Raw genomic sequence first — 19,525 nt, forward strand, 5'->3', positions numbered from 1 at the left:
CGCTTTCGTTGACTGGGGCAGACTGACGGCGGATGAAGGAGGTCGTCGAGGTGGATGACTCTTGGACGCCCGAAGTCCTGACAATCGGTCGCTGCAGCGTCGATCTGTACCCCCTCGAGGTGGGGGTGAAGCTCGAGGACGTGGCCACCTTCGGCAAGTTCCTGGGCGGTTCCGCCACCAACGTGGCGGTGGCCGCGGCACGGCACGGCCACGGGGCGAGCGTCCTCACGGGCGTGGGCGATGACCCCTTCGGACGATTCGTGATCAAGGAGCTCGGCCGCCTCGGGGTCGACGCGTCCCACGTCGTCACCAACGCCGCCTTCAACACCCCCGTCACGTTCTGCGAGATCTTCCCGCCAGATGATTTCCCCCTCTACTTCTACCGGCAGCCCACCACCCCCGACCTGGAACTGACGGCCGCGGACCTGCCGTCCAGGATCCGCGAGTACAAGATCCTCTGGCTCACCTCCAGCGGTCTGTCGGTCGAGCCGTCGCGCACTGCCCACCACGCCGCCGTCAGCGCACGAACGGGCGGCCTCAGCGTCCTGGACCTTGACCACCGTCCTCGGTTCTGGAGCGACGAGGCCACCGCCACGCATGAGGTGGGCGAGATGCTGGCTCGCGTCGACGTGGCCATCGGCAACATTGAGGAGTGCCGGGTGGCGGTGGGGGAGACCGACCCGGAGCGGGCCGCCGACGCCCTCCTGGAGCGCGGGGTCGACATCGCCGTCGTGAAGCAGGGCATGACCGGAACGCTGGCGAAGTCGCGTGACGAGCGCTCGTTCGTGCCGGCGACGCGGGTCAAGGTACTCAACGGACTCGGCGCCGGCGACGCCTTCGGTGGTGCGCTCTGCCACGGCCTGCTGGACGGCTGGGATCTGCACCGCACCATCGCCTTCGCTTCTGCTGCCGGCGCCATCGTGGCGTCCCGGCTGGAGTGCTCGACGGCGATGCCCACCACCACCGAGGTTGAGGCGCTCCTCGGCTCCACAGGCGAACCGCGACCAGGGCATCACCTCCGATGAGTCTCGTGGAACGCCTCTCCGACATCCGGTTCTCGGCCCCGGATGCTGTCGCCGATGCACTGGCCCGACGGGTGCCGGCCAGCAGGAAGCCCGGCGAACACCTCATGGTGGTGGCCGCAGACCACCCGGCACGGGGTGCACTCGGCGCCGGTGGTGACCCCCTGGCACTGTCGTCGCGTGAGGAGTTGCTGGCACGCGTCTGCACGGCGCTGTCCAGGCCCGGCGTCAACGGCTTCCTGGGTACTCCCGACATGGTCGAGGACCTGGCACTGCTGGGGGCGCTGGACGGCAAGACGGTGTTCGGCTCCATGAACCGTTCAGGTCTCGGCGGCTCCACCTTCGAGGTGGACGACCGCATGACGGCGTTCGACGCGGCAGGCATCGTCTCGTCCGGTCTTGACGGCGGCAAGATGCTGCTGCGGATCGACCTTGCAGACCCGCTGACCTCCCCGACGCTGGAGCGCGCCGCGCGCGCCGTGAACGAACTTGCCGCGGCGCAGAGGATCGCACTCGTGGAGCCGTTCATCTCCCGTCGGCGCGACGGTGTCCTCACCAACGACCTCACGCCCGAGGCGGTCATGCGATCCATGGCCATCGCGTCGGGGCTGGGCCGCACGTCCGCCCGCACCTGGCTGAAGCTACCGTGCGTCAAGGACATGGAGCGCGTCATGGCGGCCACCACGCTGCCCTGCCTGCTGCTGGGCGGTGAGGTGTCCGACGATCTCGACGCCTCGGTGCGGACCTGGGGCAACGCGCTGCGCATACCCAATGTCAAGGGGCTCGTCATCGGGCGAGCACTGCTCTTCCCGCGGGGCGGCGACGTCGCTGCTGCCGTGGACCAACTCGTGGAGGTTCTGTGAACGACAAGTACGTGATCCCATCCGGTTCGACCAGCCATGGTCACTTCGAAACCGACGTGGACGCGGAGCGCGCTGGCTGGGACTGGTGTTCCATCCGGGTTCTGGGGTTGCCCTCCGGGGCTTCGCAGGAGATCTCCACGGGCGGGGAGGAAGTCCTCGTGGTGCCGCTTGCTGGATCCTGCACCGTGGAGGTGGCGGGCCAGGTCCACGAGTTGGCCGGCCGCGAGGCGGTGTGGACCGCCGTCACCGACTACCTGTACCTCCCACGAGGTGTCACCGCGACAATCCGCAGCGAGGCAGGGGGCCGGTTCGCACTCCCCGGGTCGAAGGCCACCGCCGACCTGCCCGTCCGCCACTGCCCGGCCTCCGACGTGATCACGTCTCTCCGCGGCACGGGAAACTGTTCGCGCCAGGTCAACAACTACGCGCTGGGCAACAGGCTCACGACCTCCCATCTGCTGGTGTGCGAGGTGCTCACCCCCGGCGGCAACTGGTCCTCCTACCCGCCCCACAAGCACGACGAGCACAACGAGAACGAGCGCGTGCTGGAGGAGATCTACTACTACGAGGTCCGGCCCGCCGCCAACGGCACCACCGGTATGGCGCTGCAACGCATCTACCCGTCTCCCGGCAATGACATCGACGTGTGCACCGAAGTGGGCTCCCGCGACGTCGTGATCATGCCGCACGGCTACCACGGGCCCTCCATCGCCGCGCCCGGCTACGACCTGTACTACCTCAATGTCATGGCCGGCCCCGCCGAGGACGCCACGTGGCTCATGACCGACGACCCCCACTACACGTGGATCCGTGAGACGTGGGCGGACGCCGACGTCGACCCCCGCCTCCCCATGACTCCCCTCACCACCCAAGGACAGTGACCATGACCGCAACAGTTCGCCTCACAGTCGGCCAAGCCGTCATCCGCTTCCTCGTGAACCAGTACACCGACAGCGACGGGCAGGAGCAGCGACTCATCGCGGGCGCCTTCGGCATCTTCGGCCACGGCAACGTCGCCGGCATCGGACAGGCGCTGCTGCAGAACGAGCTGGACCCCGTGCCCGACGGCGGGGAGATGCCCTACATCATGCCCCGCAACGAGCAGGGCATGGTCAATGCTGCCGCCGCCTTCGCGAAAGCCACGGAGCGTCGCCAGACGTGGATGTGCACGTCGTCCATCGGGCCCGGCGCGCTCAACATGGTGACCGGTGCCGCCGTGGCCACCACCAACCGGCTGCCGGTGCTCCTGTTCCCCTCCGACCAGTTCGCCACCCGCAACCCCGACCCGGTGCTGCAGCAGGTGGAGGACCCCACCTCCCCGTTGACGGCGGCCACGGACTGCTTCCGTCCCGTGTCCCGGTTCTTCGACCGCATCGAGCGCCCCGAGCAGCTCGTGCCCTCCCTCATGGCCGCGATGCGGGTGCTCACGGACCCCGTCGACACCGGCGCCGTCACCGTCGCACTGCCCCAGGACGTCCAGGCCGAGGCCCACGACTTCCCCGAGGAGTTCTTCGCCCGCCGCGTGTGGCGGATCCGTCGTCCCGCGCCGGAAGCGGTCGCCATCGAACGTGCCGCCACCATCATCCGCCGCGCCAAGCGTCCCCTCGTGGTCTCCGGCGGTGGGACGGTCTACTCCCGTGCCAGCCAAGAGCTACGGGACTTCGCGACGGCCACGGGTATTCCCGTGGCTGACACCCAGGCCGGCAAGGGTGCCATCAACTTCGATCACGAGTGCGCCGTCGGCGGCGTCGGGTCCACGGGCACCTCGGCAGCCAACAAGCTGGCGGAGGCGGCGGATGTGGTCATCGGTGTCGGTACCCGCTACTCCGACTTCACCACCGCTTCCCACACGCAGTTCAAGAATCCGGACGTGACGTTCGTCAACATCAACGTCGCCGCATTCGACGCAGCCAAGCACGCGGCCGAGATGGTGGTCGCTGACGCCCGCGACGCCCTCACGGCCCTCACCTCGGCGCTCGAGGGGCACCGCGTGGACAACGACTACAGTGCCGAGGTCACCCGCCTCCGTGAGGAGTGGGCCGGCATCACGGACGAGTGCTACCACCTCGGCCACGGGCCGCTGCCGGCGCAGACCGAGGTCTTCGGTGCACTCAACGAGCTCATGGGCGACGACGACGTCGTCATCAACGCGGCAGGCTCCATGCCCGGCGACCTGCAGTGCCTGTGGCAGGCCCGCACCCCCGCCCAGTACCACGTGGAGTACGCCTTCTCCACGATGGGCTACGAGATCCCCGCGGCCATGGGCGTCAAGCTCGCCCGCCCGGACTCGGAGGTGGTGGCCATCGTGGGCGACGGCACCTACCAGATGCTGCCCATGGAGCTGGCGACCATCGTGCAGGAGGGGCTCAAGGTCATCCTTGTGCTGTTGCAGAACCACGGCTTCGCCTCCATTGGCGGGTTGTCGGAGTCGCTCGGCTCGCAGCGCTTCGGTACCCGCTACCGGAAGGCGGGCAAGGGCCACACCGTCGACGCCGAACTGCTGCCCGTGGACATCGCCGCGAACGCCGAGTCCTGGGGCATCACAGTGCTGCGGGTGACGACCATCGCCGAGTTCAAGGAGGCCTACGCCGAGGCCGTCGCCATGGATCGGGCCGTCATGATCCACATCGAGACCGACCTCATGGGCCCCAACCCGCCCTCCTCCAGCTGGTGGGAGGTGCCGGTGTCAGAGGTGTCCCGCATCGAGTCCACGCAGCAGGCCCGAGACTGGTACGAGTCCATGAAGGCAACCCAGCGCCACTACCTTCGCTGACCTGCCGTCCCGGGGACGTGATCCCGGCGCACGCCGGGGAGCCACGACCGCCGGCTGGACGGGGTCGTGGCTCCTGACTCAGGCTGCGCACTGTGCGAACACCTGGATGATGGGTCCGCAGGGGAACCACGCCTTGTCGATCAGCCCTTGTCCACCACCACGACGCTCGCGAAGTCCTTGCGGACGAAACGCGTCTGGCAGGTGGGACTGAAGCCGGTCGCCGTCACGGTGACGGAGTAGCTGCCGGGGATCTTCGTCCGCTCATGGGTGCCGGCGAGGACACCGACACGCTGGGGACGCAGCACGAGTCGCGGGTCGCTCACCGTGATGCGGCCGGGATGCACGGTGGCCACGCTGCCTTCTCCGCCACCGGTGGCGGAGAGGCCGTCGAAGCGGCTCACAGGCCTCGACGGCGTGGCATCGAGCCGGGTCGGACGCGCGGGCCTCAGCGTGGTCCCCCCGAGAGTGAGGCTCTCATTCCTGGGGGCAAGGATGTCCTCACCGGTGGTCGCCATCAGCTGATCCCTGAGAAGCACGAGCCGGGCAAGCTCGGCGCGGCCCACCTCGGGCTTCCCGTCAGAGCGGAAGTCTCGCGGCAACGTGATGCGTGAGAACTGGTCGCGGTACGTGTCGAGGACGTCGGCGATTGGCGCGACCGGAGACGTGATGGAGGCCCGCGCCCTGATGCCGTCGATACCGCCGCGACGGTCCCCGACGGTGGCCTTCACGTCGATGACGTCGCCGGCACGAACGAGCGTGGGCACGTCCAGCTGCAGCGTGAGGGGTGAACGGACGAAACCGCCCACGGTGTAGGGCGTGTGCTGTCGACGGTCGGTGGCAACCTCGACCGTCCAGCGGCCCGGCTGCGGGTCGTGGATGGTGAAGCTCACGTACCCGTCGCCGGCGTGCCGCAGGAACTCAGTGGCCGAGCGGGGCAGCCAGCGGCCGCCCGGAGAGCGGAGCCGCACGGCAATCTCGCCCGGACCCTTGGGCTCCCTCGACACGTGTCGCAGGGTCCTGTCGTGCCACGCGACGGTGAACATGGCCGACTCGGCGCATCCGTCGACCCAGCCCGACACCTGCGACACCGATGCCATGGACGACTCGTTGACGATGACGCCGTCGCCGGTCACCTGACCCCGGATGTAGTTGTAGATCTCGAAGAGGTCGTCGATCGTCGGCATGAAGTAGTACCGGCCGGCGGTGCTGTTGGCCAGTTCTGCCAGCAGGGTCTGATCTGATGCCGGGCCCATGGCGCAGCTGTGGATGGGCAGATCGGCAGGCAGCGCCGCTGCCGCGTCGACCGCCCATGGTTTGGCAGGGTTGGCCTCGTCGCACCCCTTGTTGTCGTAGCCGTCCGAGAGCAGCACCATCGCCCGACGCGTTCCGGATCCGGACAAAACACCACCCGCCCTCTGGATGCCCGCTCCCATGAACGTGCATCCGCCGAACCCGACGCCGTCAACCGCTGCGGTGGCAGCGTCCCGGGTGCTCTGGTCCACGATCTGCTGGGGAATGCCCGTTCCCGGGTATTCCACGTCGCCCGAATTGCCGAAGCTCACGACCGCGACGGAGTCGTCGACTCCCATGAGATCGATGAACTGTCGCGACGTCTGGCGGGCGATGTCCACGTAGCCGAATGTCTGCATCGAGCCCGATCGATCGAGCACCGTGACAACGCTGACGGGGTCGCCCGCAGGTACCTCGGCGTTGTCGATGACCAGGGCGAAATCCTGCCATGGTCCCGCGATGTCCGTGCGGGCGGACGCTGCGATGTTGGCCGCGATGACGGTGACCTCGTAGACGCCGGTCGGGTTCTGGATGACGGCAGCCTCGGTGTTGTTGAGGTCGTCGGCGACGCCACCCGTCGAGGAGAATGCCCCGGCGAAGACGTTGCCGAGAAAGACCTGGTTCGTGGGGACGTGACGCACCTCGAGATCCAGATCGTTCACGAGCGCCGGGTTGGCGCCAATGGTGGCCGGGGCATCCGACCACGACAGGACCACGCGCAGCGGCAGTGCTGCATCGGCGGCGGCCACACGAATCGTGTACTCCTGGCCCATCGCCGTGAACGCCTGTCGCTGATCAACCAGAATCTTCGGTCCGCGATCCGCGGCGGGGGACTGGAGCAGCGCGTTCTCGATGGAGACGCGACCCCACCCCACGTTGTTGTTGGGTCCGGCAGCGATCGTTCCCCCTGCGCCGTCCGCACCCCCCGTCACAGGCTCGGTGGACGAGATCATCAGCGCCTTGACCAGTGCGGGGCTCGGCGTCCTGCCATTGCGGGTCTGACGCCACCAGTCGATCAGCAGCGCAGCGTTGCCCGCCACATGCGGCGACGCCATCGATGTTCCCGACATCGGTGCGTGCACCGGATGGAGCGTGCCACCGGTGTCGGTGTAGGGCGCGCTGCGAAAACCCACCGGGCTGAAGGTGGAAATGATGTCTGTTCCGGGTGCCACCACGGTGGGCAGCATCCTGCCGTCCGTGGCGGGACCGCGCGACGAGGTCCCTGCCAACCCGCGGATGTCGTCGTTTTGGGTCATCTCACCCGGCCGCGCGTTCAACGAGTTGCCCACGAGGATCGCGTTCTTCGGGTTCTTCGTGACGGTACTGGCGCCCGACCCGCTGTTGCCCGCAGAGAACACGATCACCATCGGTGTCTGGTCCGTGGCGGTGGGGTCGGCATCCCGCACGCCCAGGTCGATGGTGCGGTCGTCCGCCGAGTACCCGGCGCCATTCATCGACCATGAGTTGTTCATGACATCGGCACCCTGAAGGGCCGACTGGCGCACGCGCGCCTCGACGGTGCCTCCGAGCTGGACCAACCCGACGTCGGCGGCGGGGGCAACGCCCTGTCCCAGCAGGAACCCCTGCGGGTCGACGTCGCCGGAGCTTCCATTGCCGGCGGCAATACCGGCGACGTGCGTTCCGTGCCCATCGGTGTCGGCGCCGGCGAGGGCCGCCCCCGTTGAAGTGACGACGAACGCGAGGCGGCCGGCCACGTCGGCGTGAACTGTTGCCGGATCGTTCGTGTCGATACCGGTGTCACACACCGCGATCGTGACGCCCGCGCCGTCGATGCCGAGTGCCGTCAGCTGTGCGGCGTATCCCGTGTTCGGCAGCGTGTTGGGTGCCGGGGTCGCGTTGAGGTCCTCCATGACGATCTGCGCGCTGCGTTCGTCCTCGAGCACTGGCGCGTGCACCGCGTCGATCCAGCGCACGTCGTCGCGCGCAGCAACCGTGGGGAGTGCTTCCGTGGGTAGTTGCGCGGTGATGCTGCGGAAGGCATCGGATGATTCGGGTCCGATCGCCACCACGTTCCCACCGAGGGCGACCACGAGCTCCACGACGCCGTCGATGTCACCCTCGTCGAGGACGCCGATGTCGACCGCCTCGATGGGTCCCAGACCGCGATCGGCTCCGGCCTCGGCGTTCCCGCTCAGCAGCTCCGGGTTCACTTTGTAGGCGGGCGAGAGCGGACCGGTCCACTCGACGAACTCCAGTGCAGTTGTCGACGCAACCGCCGCAGCGTCGCCACGCACGTAGTACGCGTGCGGGCTGACCGCTTCGACGATGCGGATACCACGCTCGGCGAGCGTCGCGAGCCATGACTCCTGAACCGGTCCCACGAGTTGGAGCAGGTGGTTGATGCCGTCGTCGCTCTCGAGTGTGGAGAATTCGGGCGGTGTCGGCGGCACTGTGCCCTCCGCAGTGTCGATCTCGTAGGTGAAGAGACGCAGCGTGTGCGGGTCTCGAACGGCTTTGACGCGCCACCCCTGTTTCTGGAGGTTCGCCACCTGAGGAGGATCAGCGTCGATGACGAAGCCGCGGTCCAGCGCACTCACGACGTCGACTCCCTCAGCCTCGACGAGTGGTCTGTGGGTCTCGGTTCTGTGGATGACAACGTAGCGTTGCGACATTGCAGTGCCTCCTGTTGGTGGGGGCTACCGCCCGTGCTGGCGATGCCCTGTACCGGTGAAGAGGACGCGCCGGTTCGGTTGATACATCGCCCGGCTCATGGGCATGACGCGCCAGGCTCCCAGCTGCTCGCCTGCACCGAAGCGGGCTACTGGGCAGTCCGGCGCATCTTGGTTGCGCAGCACCCGTGGGCAGATCGCATCGGCGACGCCGTGGGGGGCGACGACCTCCGCGCAGCCCTTGTGGTCATGCAACACCTCATCGAGGCGCTGGAGGTTCACCACTCCTGAGGGATTGTCGCGACAGGACGGCGACCAGTTCCACCGGGTCCGCGAGGTTGTCCAGCAGGGCGACGAGGTCGTCGCGCTCGTCGGGTGACACGGGTGCCAGCCCGCCGACGATGTGCATCGTGCCCCCGGCAGGGACCACCCGGGCGCAGTACAGCTCACCGGGCTGGACCCCTGTGCTGACGGCGGCTGCGTGCACCTCGTTGACGTCGCCGGTCCGCAGATCGCGCAGGGTCATCGAGACGCCCGGCTGGACGCCGACGACGTCGTGCACCGAGCGCTCCACCAGCAGCCACTGCTCGGCGAGCTGCAGCTCGTCCTTGGGGAGGAGGGAGCCGCGACGGTCCAGGAAATGCGCGAATGCGCCACCTTCGAAGAGCACGACGTCGCGTACGAGTTGGTCATCGAGCGCCGTCCCCAGGGCGTCTTGAACCTCCCGGTCCTCGGTCCGTGCGCTCGCGACGTCCAGGAGCAGGGAGGAGAAGGGGCCGGCCAGCAGGTCGGTGACTGCCTTCTCGTACAGCCAGGCCGCCCGCTCAGCAAGGGACAGCTGCTCCCGCAGGTGGCACTGCTTGTACTTGCGCCCCGAGCCGCACCAGCAGGGCGCATTTCGGGCAAGGTCGGGGTGGGGGGCCGGCTGAAACGCCTCCAACATTTTCATGAGGGGGGCATCGGGCAGCGTCCCCGCGCGGCGCAGCAGTGACAAGCCACGCTCCGCATCGCCCCGATCACTGGCAAGGCGGGCCAGTGACATCAGGGTCAGAGGCCACGCGGGATCCAGCGCCTCCGCAGCACGGAAGGCCTGTTCGGCCAGCTCGATCTCCCCGACATGCTCGTGGGCCCTGCCCTGCAACCACAGCATCGCCGGGCGTGCAGCGCGCGGGGCGAGCTTCTCGAAGAACTGGGCGAACACGACCAGGGTGGTGGCGAAGAAGCCGTCACCGGAGCTGGCTTCGGACAGGAACGCCTCCGCGACGATGGGCTCGTCGAAGAAGTCCAGGGCATCGCGGGTGTCCATGAATCTGGTGTCGGCCTCGAAATCGGTGGAGGTGGCCGCCTGGTGCGCGCGCTGCATCAGCTGGGGCAGGGGGGCGTTGTCGTCGCCCCAGTCGGACTCCTCCGAGGTGTCGAACACGGTGTCGACGACGTCGCTGATTCTTTCATGGAGCCTCAGGGCCGTGAGGACGGCCGTGGCCTCGTCGAGGTCCAGGTCGTGGTGGGTCATGAGGTCCCCGATCCTGGTGCTCGCCCTCCAGATGTCGAAGTCGAACCCGGCGGGTGCCACCCACTCGCCTTCCAGTACGAGTCCCAGGGCCGTGAGGAGTTCACCCAGTGGTGCGACCGGCTCCCGAAAGGCATCGATGTGCTTGTCGCAGACCATCCAGACCGCTTCAGCCACCGTTTCCGGGTGATCCGGCGGGCCGAGTCGGGCGGCAATCGCGGCGGCAGCAGTCGACTTCTTCACGGCGTCCACGGCGATGATGTCGAATCCGGCGTCGGTGACCCGCACCCCGATGAGGTCCCCGGCCTGCGCACCCACTCCCTCGAAGTGGCCAGGCGGCAGCAACCAGTTCTGGTCGTGTTCCATGTCCGCGACGTCGAGGCCACGCGCCTCCCACAACGCGACGTCGGACCAGGGCCCCACCTCCCCGATCTGGGACCCGTCCACGAGTCGGCGATGGATCTCGCTCTCGGTGAGGATGGTGACAGGCATCAGGTCTGGCCCGATGCCGAGGAAGTCGTGCGCCGCCTCCGCTCCACTGAGACGGTGGGTGAAGACGCGACCCTCCAGCAGCCCCGGCAGCCAGGCCAGACGTCCATCGGTCAACGCCACGACCACGTCCGTGCCCTCGTCGAGCACCTCCAGCAACCGATCCTCCGGACAGGCTCCGAGGTCGACGCCCTCGGCCACCAGAGCGTCGATGAGCGCATCCGTTGTCATCGGTCCGTGCGCCGCGAGGTGACGACGGATCACCGGTTCGGCAGGCTCGAGTGGGGTGGCGGACATGGTGGCGACACTACCGGCGTGGCCGGACGAGAGCCACGAGGGCGCACCGGTCACAGGGTGCGGCTGACTGCTTCACAGCGCCGTCACAGCATCCAGCTGGAATGTTTCGTCCATGAGCACAGCCCTCGCGCCCGACAGGCCACTCCCGGCAATCCCCCAGGAGAGTTCGACGCCTTCGATGCCCCACGTGGACGGGGTGACGCCCCGCTGGTGGCGCGACGTCTCGGCGGCGCTGGCGTGGGCAGTTCTGTTGTTCGTGGGCGCACTCTGGGTGGCGGGAGGGGGTCTCGCCAGCTTTGGCACGGTGGCCGATGGTGTGACGAGCGTCGGGCGGATTACCGGTCTGCTCGCCTCGGCGCTGATCCTGCTGCAGGTGCTGCTCATGGCGCGCATCCCGTTCGTTGAACAGGCGTGGGGCCAGGACGAGTTGGCCCGTGTGCACAGGCTGGTCGGCTTCACGTCGTTCAACCTGATGCTCGCCCACATCGTCCTCGTCATCGTCGGCTACAGCGTGGGCACCGGCGTGGGGGTCGTCGGCACATTCCTTGACGAGGTCCTCAACTCACCCGGAATGCTGCTGGCGCTGGCTGGCGCCGTGGCGCTGGTCATGGTCGTGGTGACGTCCATCCGGGCGGCCCGGAGACGCCTGCGCTACGAGTCGTGGCACCTGCTGCATCTCTACGCCTACGTCGGCGCAGGACTTGCCCTGCCGCACCAGTTGTGGACGGGCCAGGACTTCCGGGTGAGCGCGGTGTCCACGGTCTTCTGGTGGGGCCTCTACGCCACCGCGCTGGCCGCAGTCCTGGTGTTCAGGGTCGTGGTGCCGCTGACCCGTTCGCTTCGACACCGGCTCGTGGTCTCCCAGGTCGTCGCGGAGTCGCCGAGCGTCATGTCCGTCGTCGTCACGGGACGCGAGCTCCACCGCCTGAAGGTTCGGGCCGGACAGTTCTTCCAGTGGCGCTTCATCGACGGTCCCGGGTCCTCACGCGCCAACCCGTACTCGCTCTCGGCCGCCCCGGACGGCCGGTCGCTGCGCATCACCGTCGACGCCGTCGGGGATTCCAGCGCGCGGCTGTCCCGCCTGAGGGTGGGGACCCCTGTGCTGGTCGAGGGGCCCTACGGCCGGCTCCATGCGGGGGTCCGCACCCGGGAGAAGTCGGTGCTCATCGGTGCGGGCATTGGCATCACACCCCTGCGCGCACTGCTGGAGGAACTGCCCGCAGGCCCCGGAAACGTGGTGGTGATCCACCGCGTCAGCAGCCGGGACGACATGGTGCTGGCCGGGGAACTGACGGCCCTGGCTGCCGTGCGTGGAGCCAGTGTGATTCCCGTCGTCGGTCATCGCCATCCTGCGCGGGACAGCTGGCTGCCCGTCGAGGCGGGTGATGTGGACGACGCAGAGGCACTCCGAAGGATCGTCCCCGACATCGCCGACCGTGACGTCTACATCTGCGGTGCGCCGCGATGGATGGACACCGTGGTTGCCGCTGCCCGGGGAGCCGGCGTACCCGGGGGCTCCATCCACCACGAGCGTTTCAGCTACTGAGCCACTCCACTTCACTTTCCCCGCAACCCCCGATCAGAGACGAGACATCATGCGACGCATCACCCTCTGGGGCATGAGCACCCTGAGCGTTCTCGTGCTGTTGTTCAACTACCACACGTCGCTGGGCTCCACCGTCAACGGCTCGGTTCCCGTTGCCTCCCGGCCTTCAGCCCTGCCCGGAGCCGATCCGGCCACGGGCGCCAGCACCGCGGCGGCCGCGACGTACGACGGACAGGCCGTGATGACCCCCTACGGGGCCGTCCAGGTACAGATCACCGTCGCCGACGGCAAGGTGACGGCGGCGCAGGCGCTCCAGGCGCCGATGGCGGACGGGCACGACCAGGAGATCAACTCCCGAGCCGTCCCCGTGTACAACGGGGAGGTCATCGACGTACAGTCCGCCCAGATCGACGTCGTCTCCGGTGCGACGCTCACCTGGGGCGGCTACACCGCATCCCTCCAGTCCGCCCTCGACCAGGCGCACCTCTGAGGAGCAGGCATGAGCCAGCGCAACACCATGAACGAGGCCCCGCATTCGCGGCGTGCCTGGGTGGAGCACCACATGGGCATGCCCGTGAGCATCCACCTGCGCGGCAACGACATCGACTCGGACGCGGCGAGCCGGGCGGTGGGAGCCGCCTTCGCCACCTTCCACGCAATGGACGAGATCTTCTCCACCTACGCTCCGCAGTCGCAGTTGATGCGTCTGCGGCGAGGGGAGGTGGGAATCGACCAGTGCAGCACGCGGATGCGCGAGGCCCTCGCCCTGGGCGAACAAGCAGAACAGGTCACCCGTGGCGCGTTCACCACCATGCTGCCCAGCGGCGACGGTGGCCTGGAGTTCGACCCCACCGGGCTGGTCAAGGGCTGGACGGTCGACCTGGCCGCAGAACATCTCGCGGTCCTGCCCGGCGTCTCATGGTGCATCAACGCAGGCGGTGACCTTCGCGTCGGCGCCCACCCCAACCTGCCACGCCGGGGGGAGGGTGCGATCGTCTGGAACGTCGGGATTCAGGACCCCGCTGAGCGCACGCGACTGGTGGGGGCGCTCGCCCTGAGCGAAGGAGCCGTGGCGACGTCGGGTACCTATGCGCGGGGCGCCCACCTCTACGAGCCTGATGGCGGCACGATGATCGAGCGTCCCGGTTCGGTCACCGTCACTGGCCCCACGCTCCTCTGGGCTGACATCTGGGCCACGGCCCTCTTCGTTGGAGCCGCCCGGACGCGTGGAGCCTTCGCGACGGGCGCGCCCGGCTACGCCGTCACCATGGCGTAGGGCATCGCGGCGCTGTTCGTCACACGATGCTGGGGAACAGGCTGAGGGGGCCTGCGGCCATCGGCCGCAGGCCCCCTCGTGCAGTCCCCTCAGCGTCGGCCGTGGCCTCCGCCCCCGGTGGAGACGATGCCGGAATCGATGGCCTTCTGGACGGCGTCCGCCTCGGTGCGGGTCAGTTTGCCGTCGGCGACGGCCCTGTCGAGGGTGGCCTTCTCCTCGTCCGTGCGGGCGGCGTGCCTCTCGGTCCGGAGCTCGGTCAGGGCCGTGGTGACCCTGGCCTCGTCGATGTTCAGCTCGCTGGCGAGCGCCTTGGCGAGGGCGGCCTGTCGTGCCCCCCGGGCGGCTTCCCTCTCCGCCGGTGTGGCCTCCGGCGATGGGCGTGTGGCGGGTTGGACCTGATCGCGCACCGCGGACAGGGCGTCAGCAACGGTCGCCTCGGGCAGCCCCAGCTTGGTGGCAAGGGCCGAGACCTCCAGCCCCTTGCCGCCGTGCCGGCGGCCCTCATGGCGGTGCATGGTCGATGTGGTGTCACCCGGTGCAGCGGATGAACTGGTGCTGGGGGTGGGGGCGGGGGTCTCGGCCTGGGCCATCTGGGTCATGCCCAGCCCGATGCCGGAGACCAGTGCAACGCCGGCTGCCCCGGCGATCAGTTTCTTCCTCATGGTGATTCCTTCCACAGCTGAACCGGAGTCTCCGGTGTGGAATCCACCATCCGAAACGAGACTGTCAGGAGTCTGTGGTGCGGCTGGGAACCACGTGAGGATTTCGTGGAAGATGGCCGGGAGTGGGCCACCAGTGAGTCACCGAAGGCGGTGCACGGGCGTGCCTCCACCACATATGTTTGCCGCCATCCGTGGCGTGAAGATGTCGTAGGGGTAGCCGAGGTCCTGCGCGCTGGCTGCGTCCAGCCGCTCCCGCGCATCGGAGGGGAGCGGGTGCTCCGCTGCCGCCAGGCTGGTGTTCAGCTGGTCGAGAGTCCTGGCCCCCACCAGCACGGTGTCGACGGCGGGGCGGTCCAGAACCCAGGCGGTCGCAACCTCGGCGGCCGGCCGGCCCACACCCTCCGCAACCTCGGCGAGCGCGTCCAGCACCGCCCAGTTGTGGTCGGTGAACTTGGAGTCGCTGAAGGGGTTGTCCTTGGTCAGCCTGCCCCCGGCGGCGGCCGCCGGGTCGTCGCGTCGGTACTTTCCCGTCAGAAAGCCGCCCGCAAGCGGGCTCCACGGCACGACGCCCATGCCGAGTTCCCTGGCCGCCGGCACATGTTCGCGTTCGATGTCACGGGCGACGAGCGAGTACTCCAACTGCAGTGCAATGGGGGTCGGCAACCCGTGGGCGCGGGCGAGGGTGATGGCCTGGGCGGCGAACCAGGCGGGAGTGTTGGACAGTCCCCAGTGTGAGACCTTCCCTGCAGCGATGAGGTCCGCCATGCCCTGCACCACTTCGGACGCGGGGGTGAGACCGTCCCAGGTGTGCATCCAGTACAGGTCAATACGGTCTGTGGCCAGGCGCCGGAGGGATCCCTCGAGGGCCCGGACCATCGTGGCGCGCCCGGCACCTCCGGTCACGAGCCCACCGCCGCCACCGAATCCGTACTTCGTCGCGATGACCACGGCATCGCGGATCCCTCGGTCGGAGATGAGTCGACCCAACAGTTCCTCGGTGGCGCCGTCGGCGTACACGTCGGCGGTGTCGATGGCGTTGCCGCCCGCCTGAAGGAACCGGTCGAGGATCCTGCCCGATTCCTTCTCGTCCGAACCCCAGCCCGGGTTGGCCATCGTCATGGTGCCCAGCGTCAGGGGGCTGACCAGCAGCCCGGAATGCCCCAGCGTTCGAAGGTCCCTCATATCGGTTCTCCTTGGACAGCGGTGCGCGGAGGCACTCGCGGTGCAGTGCCGTTGGTGTGCAGGCTACTGCGCTGTTCAGCGCGGGAGGGCTGTCCCTGCTTCTGACCGAGGTGCCGCGCTAGGGTCGAAGCATGACGAAGACGAAGCGCTCCCTAGGCCAGTTCACGGTGTCCCCGATCGGCCTCGGTGCCATGCCGTCGTCGATGAGCGGCGGCGAACTGCCCGGCGAGGCACAGGCCATCGAGACCATCCGCGCCGCACTCGATGCGGGCATCACGCTCATCGACACCGCAGACATCTACGCGCCCAGCTGGGACCAGATGGGTCACAACGAGAGGCTGGTGGCGAAGGCGCTGAAGGCCCACGGCGGGCGGCCCGACGACGTTGTCATCGCCACGAAGGGCGGCATCACCCGCAGCGCTGAGGGCTGGGGACGTGACGGGTCTGCGGAGTACCTGCGCACGGCGGTGCAGAAGTCGCTCGAAGCCCTGGAACTGGACTTCATTGACCTGTACTACGTGCACCGTCCCGACCGTCAGCGCCTGTACTCCGAGACCATCGAAGCCTTGTCGGACCTCAGGAGTGAAGGCCTCATCAAGGAGATCGGCATCTCGAACGCCAACGTCGAGGAGATCCAGGTGGCCGTGGACGTGCTCGGAGACGGAGGGCTCGCCGCCGTCCAGAACGAGTTCTCCCCGAAGTTCCACCACACGAGCAAGCCGGAACTGGACTTCTGCGGGGAACACGGCATCGCGTTCCTCCCGTGGTCACCCCTGGGCGGTACCAGTGGCGGCGCGAAACGAGTGGGCGAGAGCTACCCGGCCATCGCGAAGGTGGCTGCGGCCCACGACGTCAGCCCGCAGCAGGTCACCCTGGCGTGGGAGTTGTCGCTCGGTGGCCACGTGATCCCGATCCCCGGGGCATCCCGCCCGGAAACCATCCGCGACTCCGCACTGGCTGCGAACCTCGAACTCTCCGCTGAGGAGTTGTCCAGCATCTCCGCGGCAGTCCTGCGGTGAGCTTCACCTGATCGCGGACCCCCGCCAGATGGGTTCCCCTCTCTGGGGGGGGGAACCCGTGGCGCAGTCGCTCGCGGGCCGCGCGCCTCACAGTGAGACGATGCGGCCCTCGTGCGCGCTGATGGTCGCGGCATCAGCGAGGCGCAGCGCCTCGTAGCCGTCGCGCACCGACGGCGACATGGGGGAGCCGTCCGCGACAGCCGTGAGGAAGGCGTCCAGTTCCAGGCGGTACGCGTCGACGTAGCGGTCGAGGAAGAAGTCCATGACCCGCGACTTTGCCTCTGTCTGGTTACCGGAGGCCTTGCGGACCGCCGTGGCCGTGAGGTTGTCGGCACTGAGCGTGCCCTCGGAGCCGAACGCCTCAAGGCGCTGGTCGTAGCCGAATGAGCAGGTGCGGGAGTTGATGATGGTGGCCATCCGCCCCTCGGCAGACTTGAGGGTGACGATCACCTGGTCGAAGTCGCCTTGGGCTGCGATGGCCTCGTCGACGTTCGTGCCGATGGCCACCACCTCCACGATGTCGCCCAGGAAGAAGCGCACCATGTCGAAGTCGTGGATGGTCATGTCCTTGAAGATGCCGCCGGAGCCCGCGACGTACTCGGCCGGGGGTGCGGCGGGGTCGCGGGAGACGACGATGAGCTGCTGAACGTCACCGATCTCACCGTCGGCCACGCGGTGGTGGATTTCGCTGAACGTGGGGTCGAAGCGTCGGTTGAAGCCCATCATCACGTCGGTGTTCTCGCCCAGCTCGCGGAGGCAGCGCTCGGCCTCGGACAGCTCCAGTGCGACGGGCTTCTCGCAGAGCACCTTCTTTCCGGCTGCGACGGCGGCCAGGATGTGGTCCACGTGGAAGCGTGTGGGGGAACCGATGATGACGGCGTCCACGTCGTCGGACGCGAAGACCTCGGCGGCGTCCAGGCACCACGCCACACCGTGCGCCTCGGCCAGGGACCGGGCGTTGGCCTCGAAGGGATCGCACACCAGTGCCAGCTCGGCTTGCGGGTGCGCAAGGACGGCGCGGGCGTGGACCTGACCGATGCGTCCGGCCCCAATGATGGCGATGCGGGTCATGTGTTTCTCCTTCTGGGGATTGTGTGGCCCCCTGGCGGTCGGCGTCGAAAACCTGAGGCATGGTCATCATGCCATATGTCCACACAAGAATCGGGCCTTGCGAGCGTCGACCACCGGATCTGCCACAGAGTCACCCTGCTTTGCTAGCACATAAGGGCACTGCTAGCCTCGGTGGCACGAGTCACCGCTGACGAACCTTTGGAGCAGAGATGAAGATTGCTGGAGCGCCCATCAGCTGGGGTGTGTGCGAGGTGCCGGACTGGGGTTACCAGATGGCACCCGAACGCGTCCTGGCGGAAATGCAGCAGATCGGCCTCACAGCCACGGAGTTCGGGCCGCAGGGCTGGCTCCCCGTCGACGCCGAGGAACGCGCGGCCGTGGTGGGTGAGTTCGGCCTCAAGCCGGTGGGCTCGTTCTTCCTGGCGGTCATGCACGACCCGGACTTCGACCCGATCCCGCAGGTCGAGGCGGAGTTGCGCGCCTTCGAGGTGGCCGGTGGCGAGTTCCTCGTCCTGGCGGCTGACTCCGGTCTCGACGGTTACGACGACCGTCTCGTCCTGGACGAGGCCGGATGGCAGACGCTGTTCTCCAACATGTCTCGCATCCGTGAGGTGTGCGCGGCCAGGGGCGTCACCGCCTGCCTGCACCCGCACTGGGGAACCATGGTGCAAAACGTTGACGAGGTGGAGCGTGTCCTCGACAACTCCACCGTGGGTCTCTGCCTCGACACGGGGCACCTCGCCTGCGGCGGGGCCGACGTGGTGGAACTGGTGCGCACCTACGCCGACCGCGTGGACATCGTCCACGCCAAGGACGTCCGCAAGGACATCACCGACCAGCTGCTCCCCGGTGCCATCACGTGGAGCCAGGGCATCAAGGCCGGCATGTTCGCCCCCATCGGTCAGGGCGACATCGACTTCTCCGCCATCGTCGCTCTGTTGGACGACGCTGGCTTCGACGGTTACTGGGTGCTGGAGCAGGACATCATGCTGGACGAGGAGCCGCCGGCCGATGGCGGACCTGTCAACAACGCCAAGGCATCGCTGGAGGCGTTGAAGGCGCTGGCCTGAGGCCCACCCATCGGGACGCAACCGGTCGGCGGGCACACTCCTGTCCGCGGAGCCGCCGGGTGGTTGGATGGGTGTCGTGATTCTGGTGCTGGGGGGGACGGCTGAGGGCCGCGCGGTCGCGCAGGTGCTGGTGGATCGAGGCGTGCCGGCGGTGCTCTCGTTGGCGGGACGCACGTCGACCCCCCTGACGGCCGGGCCCGTTCGCAGCGGCGGCTTCGGTGGTGTCGACGGCCTGGCCGCGTACCTGCTGGACGGGCGTGTCAGCGCCGTCGTGGATGCGACGCACCCCTTCGCCGAGTCGATGAGCCGCAACGCGGAGCAGGCGTGTTCACGGCTGGGGGTCCCGCTGGTGCGGCTGGCCCGTCCAGGATGGTTCGACCATCCACTGGCCGACACATGGCACTGGGTCGGTGACCACAGCGAGGCAGCCCGTGCGGCCCACGGCCTGGGAGGTGCGGTGCTGCTGACCGTCGGCCGCCAGCACACCCTGGACTACGTCACGCAACTGGGCGAGTGCACTGTGGTGGCCCGCGTTGCAGAACCACCGCCCGGACTCCTTCCACCCAGGTGGCTTCTGCTGTGCGCGCGGGGGCCGTTCACCCTGGCGGGGGAGCGGGAGCTCCTGCGACGGCACGCCGTCACGGTGCTCGTCACCAAGGACTCCGGCGGTGAACACACGGAGGCGAAGCTCCATGCGGCCGCCGAGCAGGGAGTTGCGGTGGTCGTCATTCGACGGCCACCACCACTGGAGGGAGTCACCCGGGTGTCCACGGTGGACGAGGCCGTTGACTGGTTGTCCAGGGGGCTGAGGGGCGGGGTGTGAGG

16 protein-coding genes are annotated in these 19,525 nt (G+C 68.3%); 10 read left to right on the forward strand and 6 right to left on the reverse strand.

The window, feature by feature from the left end; translation table 11 throughout:
* Positions 1 to 32: 32 nt before the first annotated feature.
* Genes iolC through iolD form a run of 4 tightly spaced genes read left to right on the forward strand, consistent with a single transcriptional unit; the run spans position 33 to position 4,658 of the window.
* Positions 33 to 1,025 carry a 5-dehydro-2-deoxygluconokinase gene (gene iolC / locus EAX62_RS02995; protein ID WP_121900161.1) on the forward strand — a complete coding sequence of 331 codons (993 nt, stop codon included), beginning with the start codon at positions 33 to 35 and terminating at the stop codon, positions 1,023 to 1,025.
* On the forward strand, positions 1,022 to 1,885 hold the full coding sequence (locus EAX62_RS03000; RefSeq protein ID WP_121900162.1) for a Cgl0159 family (beta/alpha)8-fold protein: 864 nt from the start codon (positions 1,022 to 1,024) through the stop codon (positions 1,883 to 1,885). Before iolC ends, EAX62_RS03000 begins: the two co-directional genes overlap by 4 nt.
* Positions 1,882 to 2,766: a 5-deoxy-glucuronate isomerase gene (iolB, locus tag EAX62_RS03005; RefSeq protein WP_121900163.1), complete on the forward strand. Its 885-nt coding sequence runs from the start codon at positions 1,882 to 1,884 to the stop codon at positions 2,764 to 2,766. The genes EAX62_RS03000 and iolB overlap by 4 nt, the downstream gene beginning before the upstream one ends.
* Positions 2,767 to 2,768: 2 nt before the next feature.
* On the forward strand, positions 2,769 to 4,658 hold the full coding sequence (gene iolD, locus EAX62_RS03010; RefSeq protein ID WP_121900164.1) for a 3D-(3,5/4)-trihydroxycyclohexane-1,2-dione acylhydrolase (decyclizing): 1,890 nt from the start codon (positions 2,769 to 2,771) through the stop codon (positions 4,656 to 4,658).
* 140 nt (positions 4,659 to 4,798) lie between these two features.
* Here the strand turns inward: iolD and EAX62_RS03015 are convergent, their stop codons facing one another.
* The 3 genes from EAX62_RS03015 to EAX62_RS03025 are packed head-to-tail and all read right to left on the reverse strand — an operon-like array spanning position 4,799 to position 10,874.
* Positions 4,799 to 8,581 carry a S8 family serine peptidase gene (locus tag EAX62_RS03015; protein ID WP_121900165.1) on the reverse strand — a complete coding sequence of 1,261 codons (3,783 nt, stop codon included), beginning with the start codon at positions 8,579 to 8,581 and terminating at the stop codon, positions 4,799 to 4,801.
* 24 nt (positions 8,582 to 8,605) lie between these two features.
* Positions 8,606 to 8,860, reverse strand: a complete 255-nt coding sequence (locus EAX62_RS03020; protein ID WP_121900166.1) for a hypothetical protein — start codon at positions 8,858 to 8,860, stop codon at positions 8,606 to 8,608.
* Positions 8,838 to 10,874: an SEC-C domain-containing protein gene (locus EAX62_RS03025; protein WP_147453988.1), complete on the reverse strand. Its 2,037-nt coding sequence runs from the start codon at positions 10,872 to 10,874 to the stop codon at positions 8,838 to 8,840. The genes EAX62_RS03020 and EAX62_RS03025 overlap by 23 nt, the downstream gene beginning before the upstream one ends.
* Positions 10,875 to 10,986: 112 nt before the next feature.
* Here EAX62_RS03025 and EAX62_RS03030 point away from each other — a divergent pair, with 112 nt between their 5' ends.
* From EAX62_RS03030 to EAX62_RS03040, 3 genes are all read left to right on the forward strand, one after another.
* Entirely contained in the window at positions 10,987 to 12,420 is a 1,434-nt protein-coding gene (locus EAX62_RS03030) for a ferredoxin reductase family protein (RefSeq protein ID WP_199711084.1), read from the forward strand.
* A 73-nt stretch (positions 12,421 to 12,493) separates the two neighbouring features.
* Positions 12,494 to 12,910 (forward strand): FMN-binding protein, encoded by a 417-nt coding sequence (locus EAX62_RS03035; protein ID WP_199711085.1) that lies wholly within the window; start codon positions 12,494 to 12,496, stop codon positions 12,908 to 12,910.
* Between the two features lie 9 nt (positions 12,911 to 12,919).
* Positions 12,920 to 13,696 (forward strand): FAD:protein FMN transferase, encoded by a 777-nt coding sequence (locus EAX62_RS03040; RefSeq protein ID WP_121900170.1) that lies wholly within the window; start codon positions 12,920 to 12,922, stop codon positions 13,694 to 13,696.
* A gap of 89 nt (positions 13,697 to 13,785) precedes the next feature.
* Here EAX62_RS03040 and EAX62_RS03045 read toward each other — a convergent pair whose 3' ends face one another.
* Together EAX62_RS03045 and EAX62_RS03050 are read right to left on the reverse strand one after the other, a co-directional pair.
* Positions 13,786 to 14,358 (reverse strand): hypothetical protein, encoded by a 573-nt coding sequence (locus tag EAX62_RS03045; protein WP_121900171.1) that lies wholly within the window; start codon positions 14,356 to 14,358, stop codon positions 13,786 to 13,788.
* A gap of 138 nt (positions 14,359 to 14,496) precedes the next feature.
* Positions 14,497 to 15,540 (reverse strand): aldo/keto reductase, encoded by a 1,044-nt coding sequence (locus EAX62_RS03050; RefSeq protein ID WP_121900172.1) that lies wholly within the window; start codon positions 15,538 to 15,540, stop codon positions 14,497 to 14,499.
* Positions 15,541 to 15,671: 131 nt separating this feature from the next.
* On the opposite strand from EAX62_RS03050, the gene EAX62_RS03055 reads away from it, so the two are divergent.
* On the forward strand, positions 15,672 to 16,559 hold the full coding sequence (locus EAX62_RS03055; protein ID WP_121900173.1) for an aldo/keto reductase: 888 nt from the start codon (positions 15,672 to 15,674) through the stop codon (positions 16,557 to 16,559).
* An 87-nt stretch (positions 16,560 to 16,646) separates the two neighbouring features.
* Here EAX62_RS03055 and iolG read toward each other — a convergent pair whose 3' ends face one another.
* A complete protein-coding gene (gene iolG / locus EAX62_RS03060; protein WP_121900174.1) occupies positions 16,647 to 17,630 on the reverse strand; it encodes an inositol 2-dehydrogenase in 984 nt (327 codons plus the stop codon).
* A 209-nt stretch (positions 17,631 to 17,839) separates the two neighbouring features.
* Between iolG and EAX62_RS03065 the strand changes: the two genes are divergently transcribed.
* Positions 17,840 to 18,700 carry a sugar phosphate isomerase/epimerase family protein gene (locus EAX62_RS03065; protein ID WP_121900175.1) on the forward strand — a complete coding sequence of 287 codons (861 nt, stop codon included), beginning with the start codon at positions 17,840 to 17,842 and terminating at the stop codon, positions 18,698 to 18,700.
* Between the two features lie 67 nt (positions 18,701 to 18,767).
* Positions 18,768 to 19,523: a cobalt-precorrin-6A reductase gene (locus EAX62_RS03070; RefSeq protein WP_121900176.1), complete on the forward strand. Its 756-nt coding sequence runs from the start codon at positions 18,768 to 18,770 to the stop codon at positions 19,521 to 19,523.
* Positions 19,524 to 19,525 lie beyond the last annotated feature (2 nt).

The organism is Tessaracoccus antarcticus (genome assembly GCF_003688855.1).
Lineage (GTDB): Bacteria > Actinomycetota > Actinomycetes > Propionibacteriales > Propionibacteriaceae > Arachnia > Arachnia antarctica.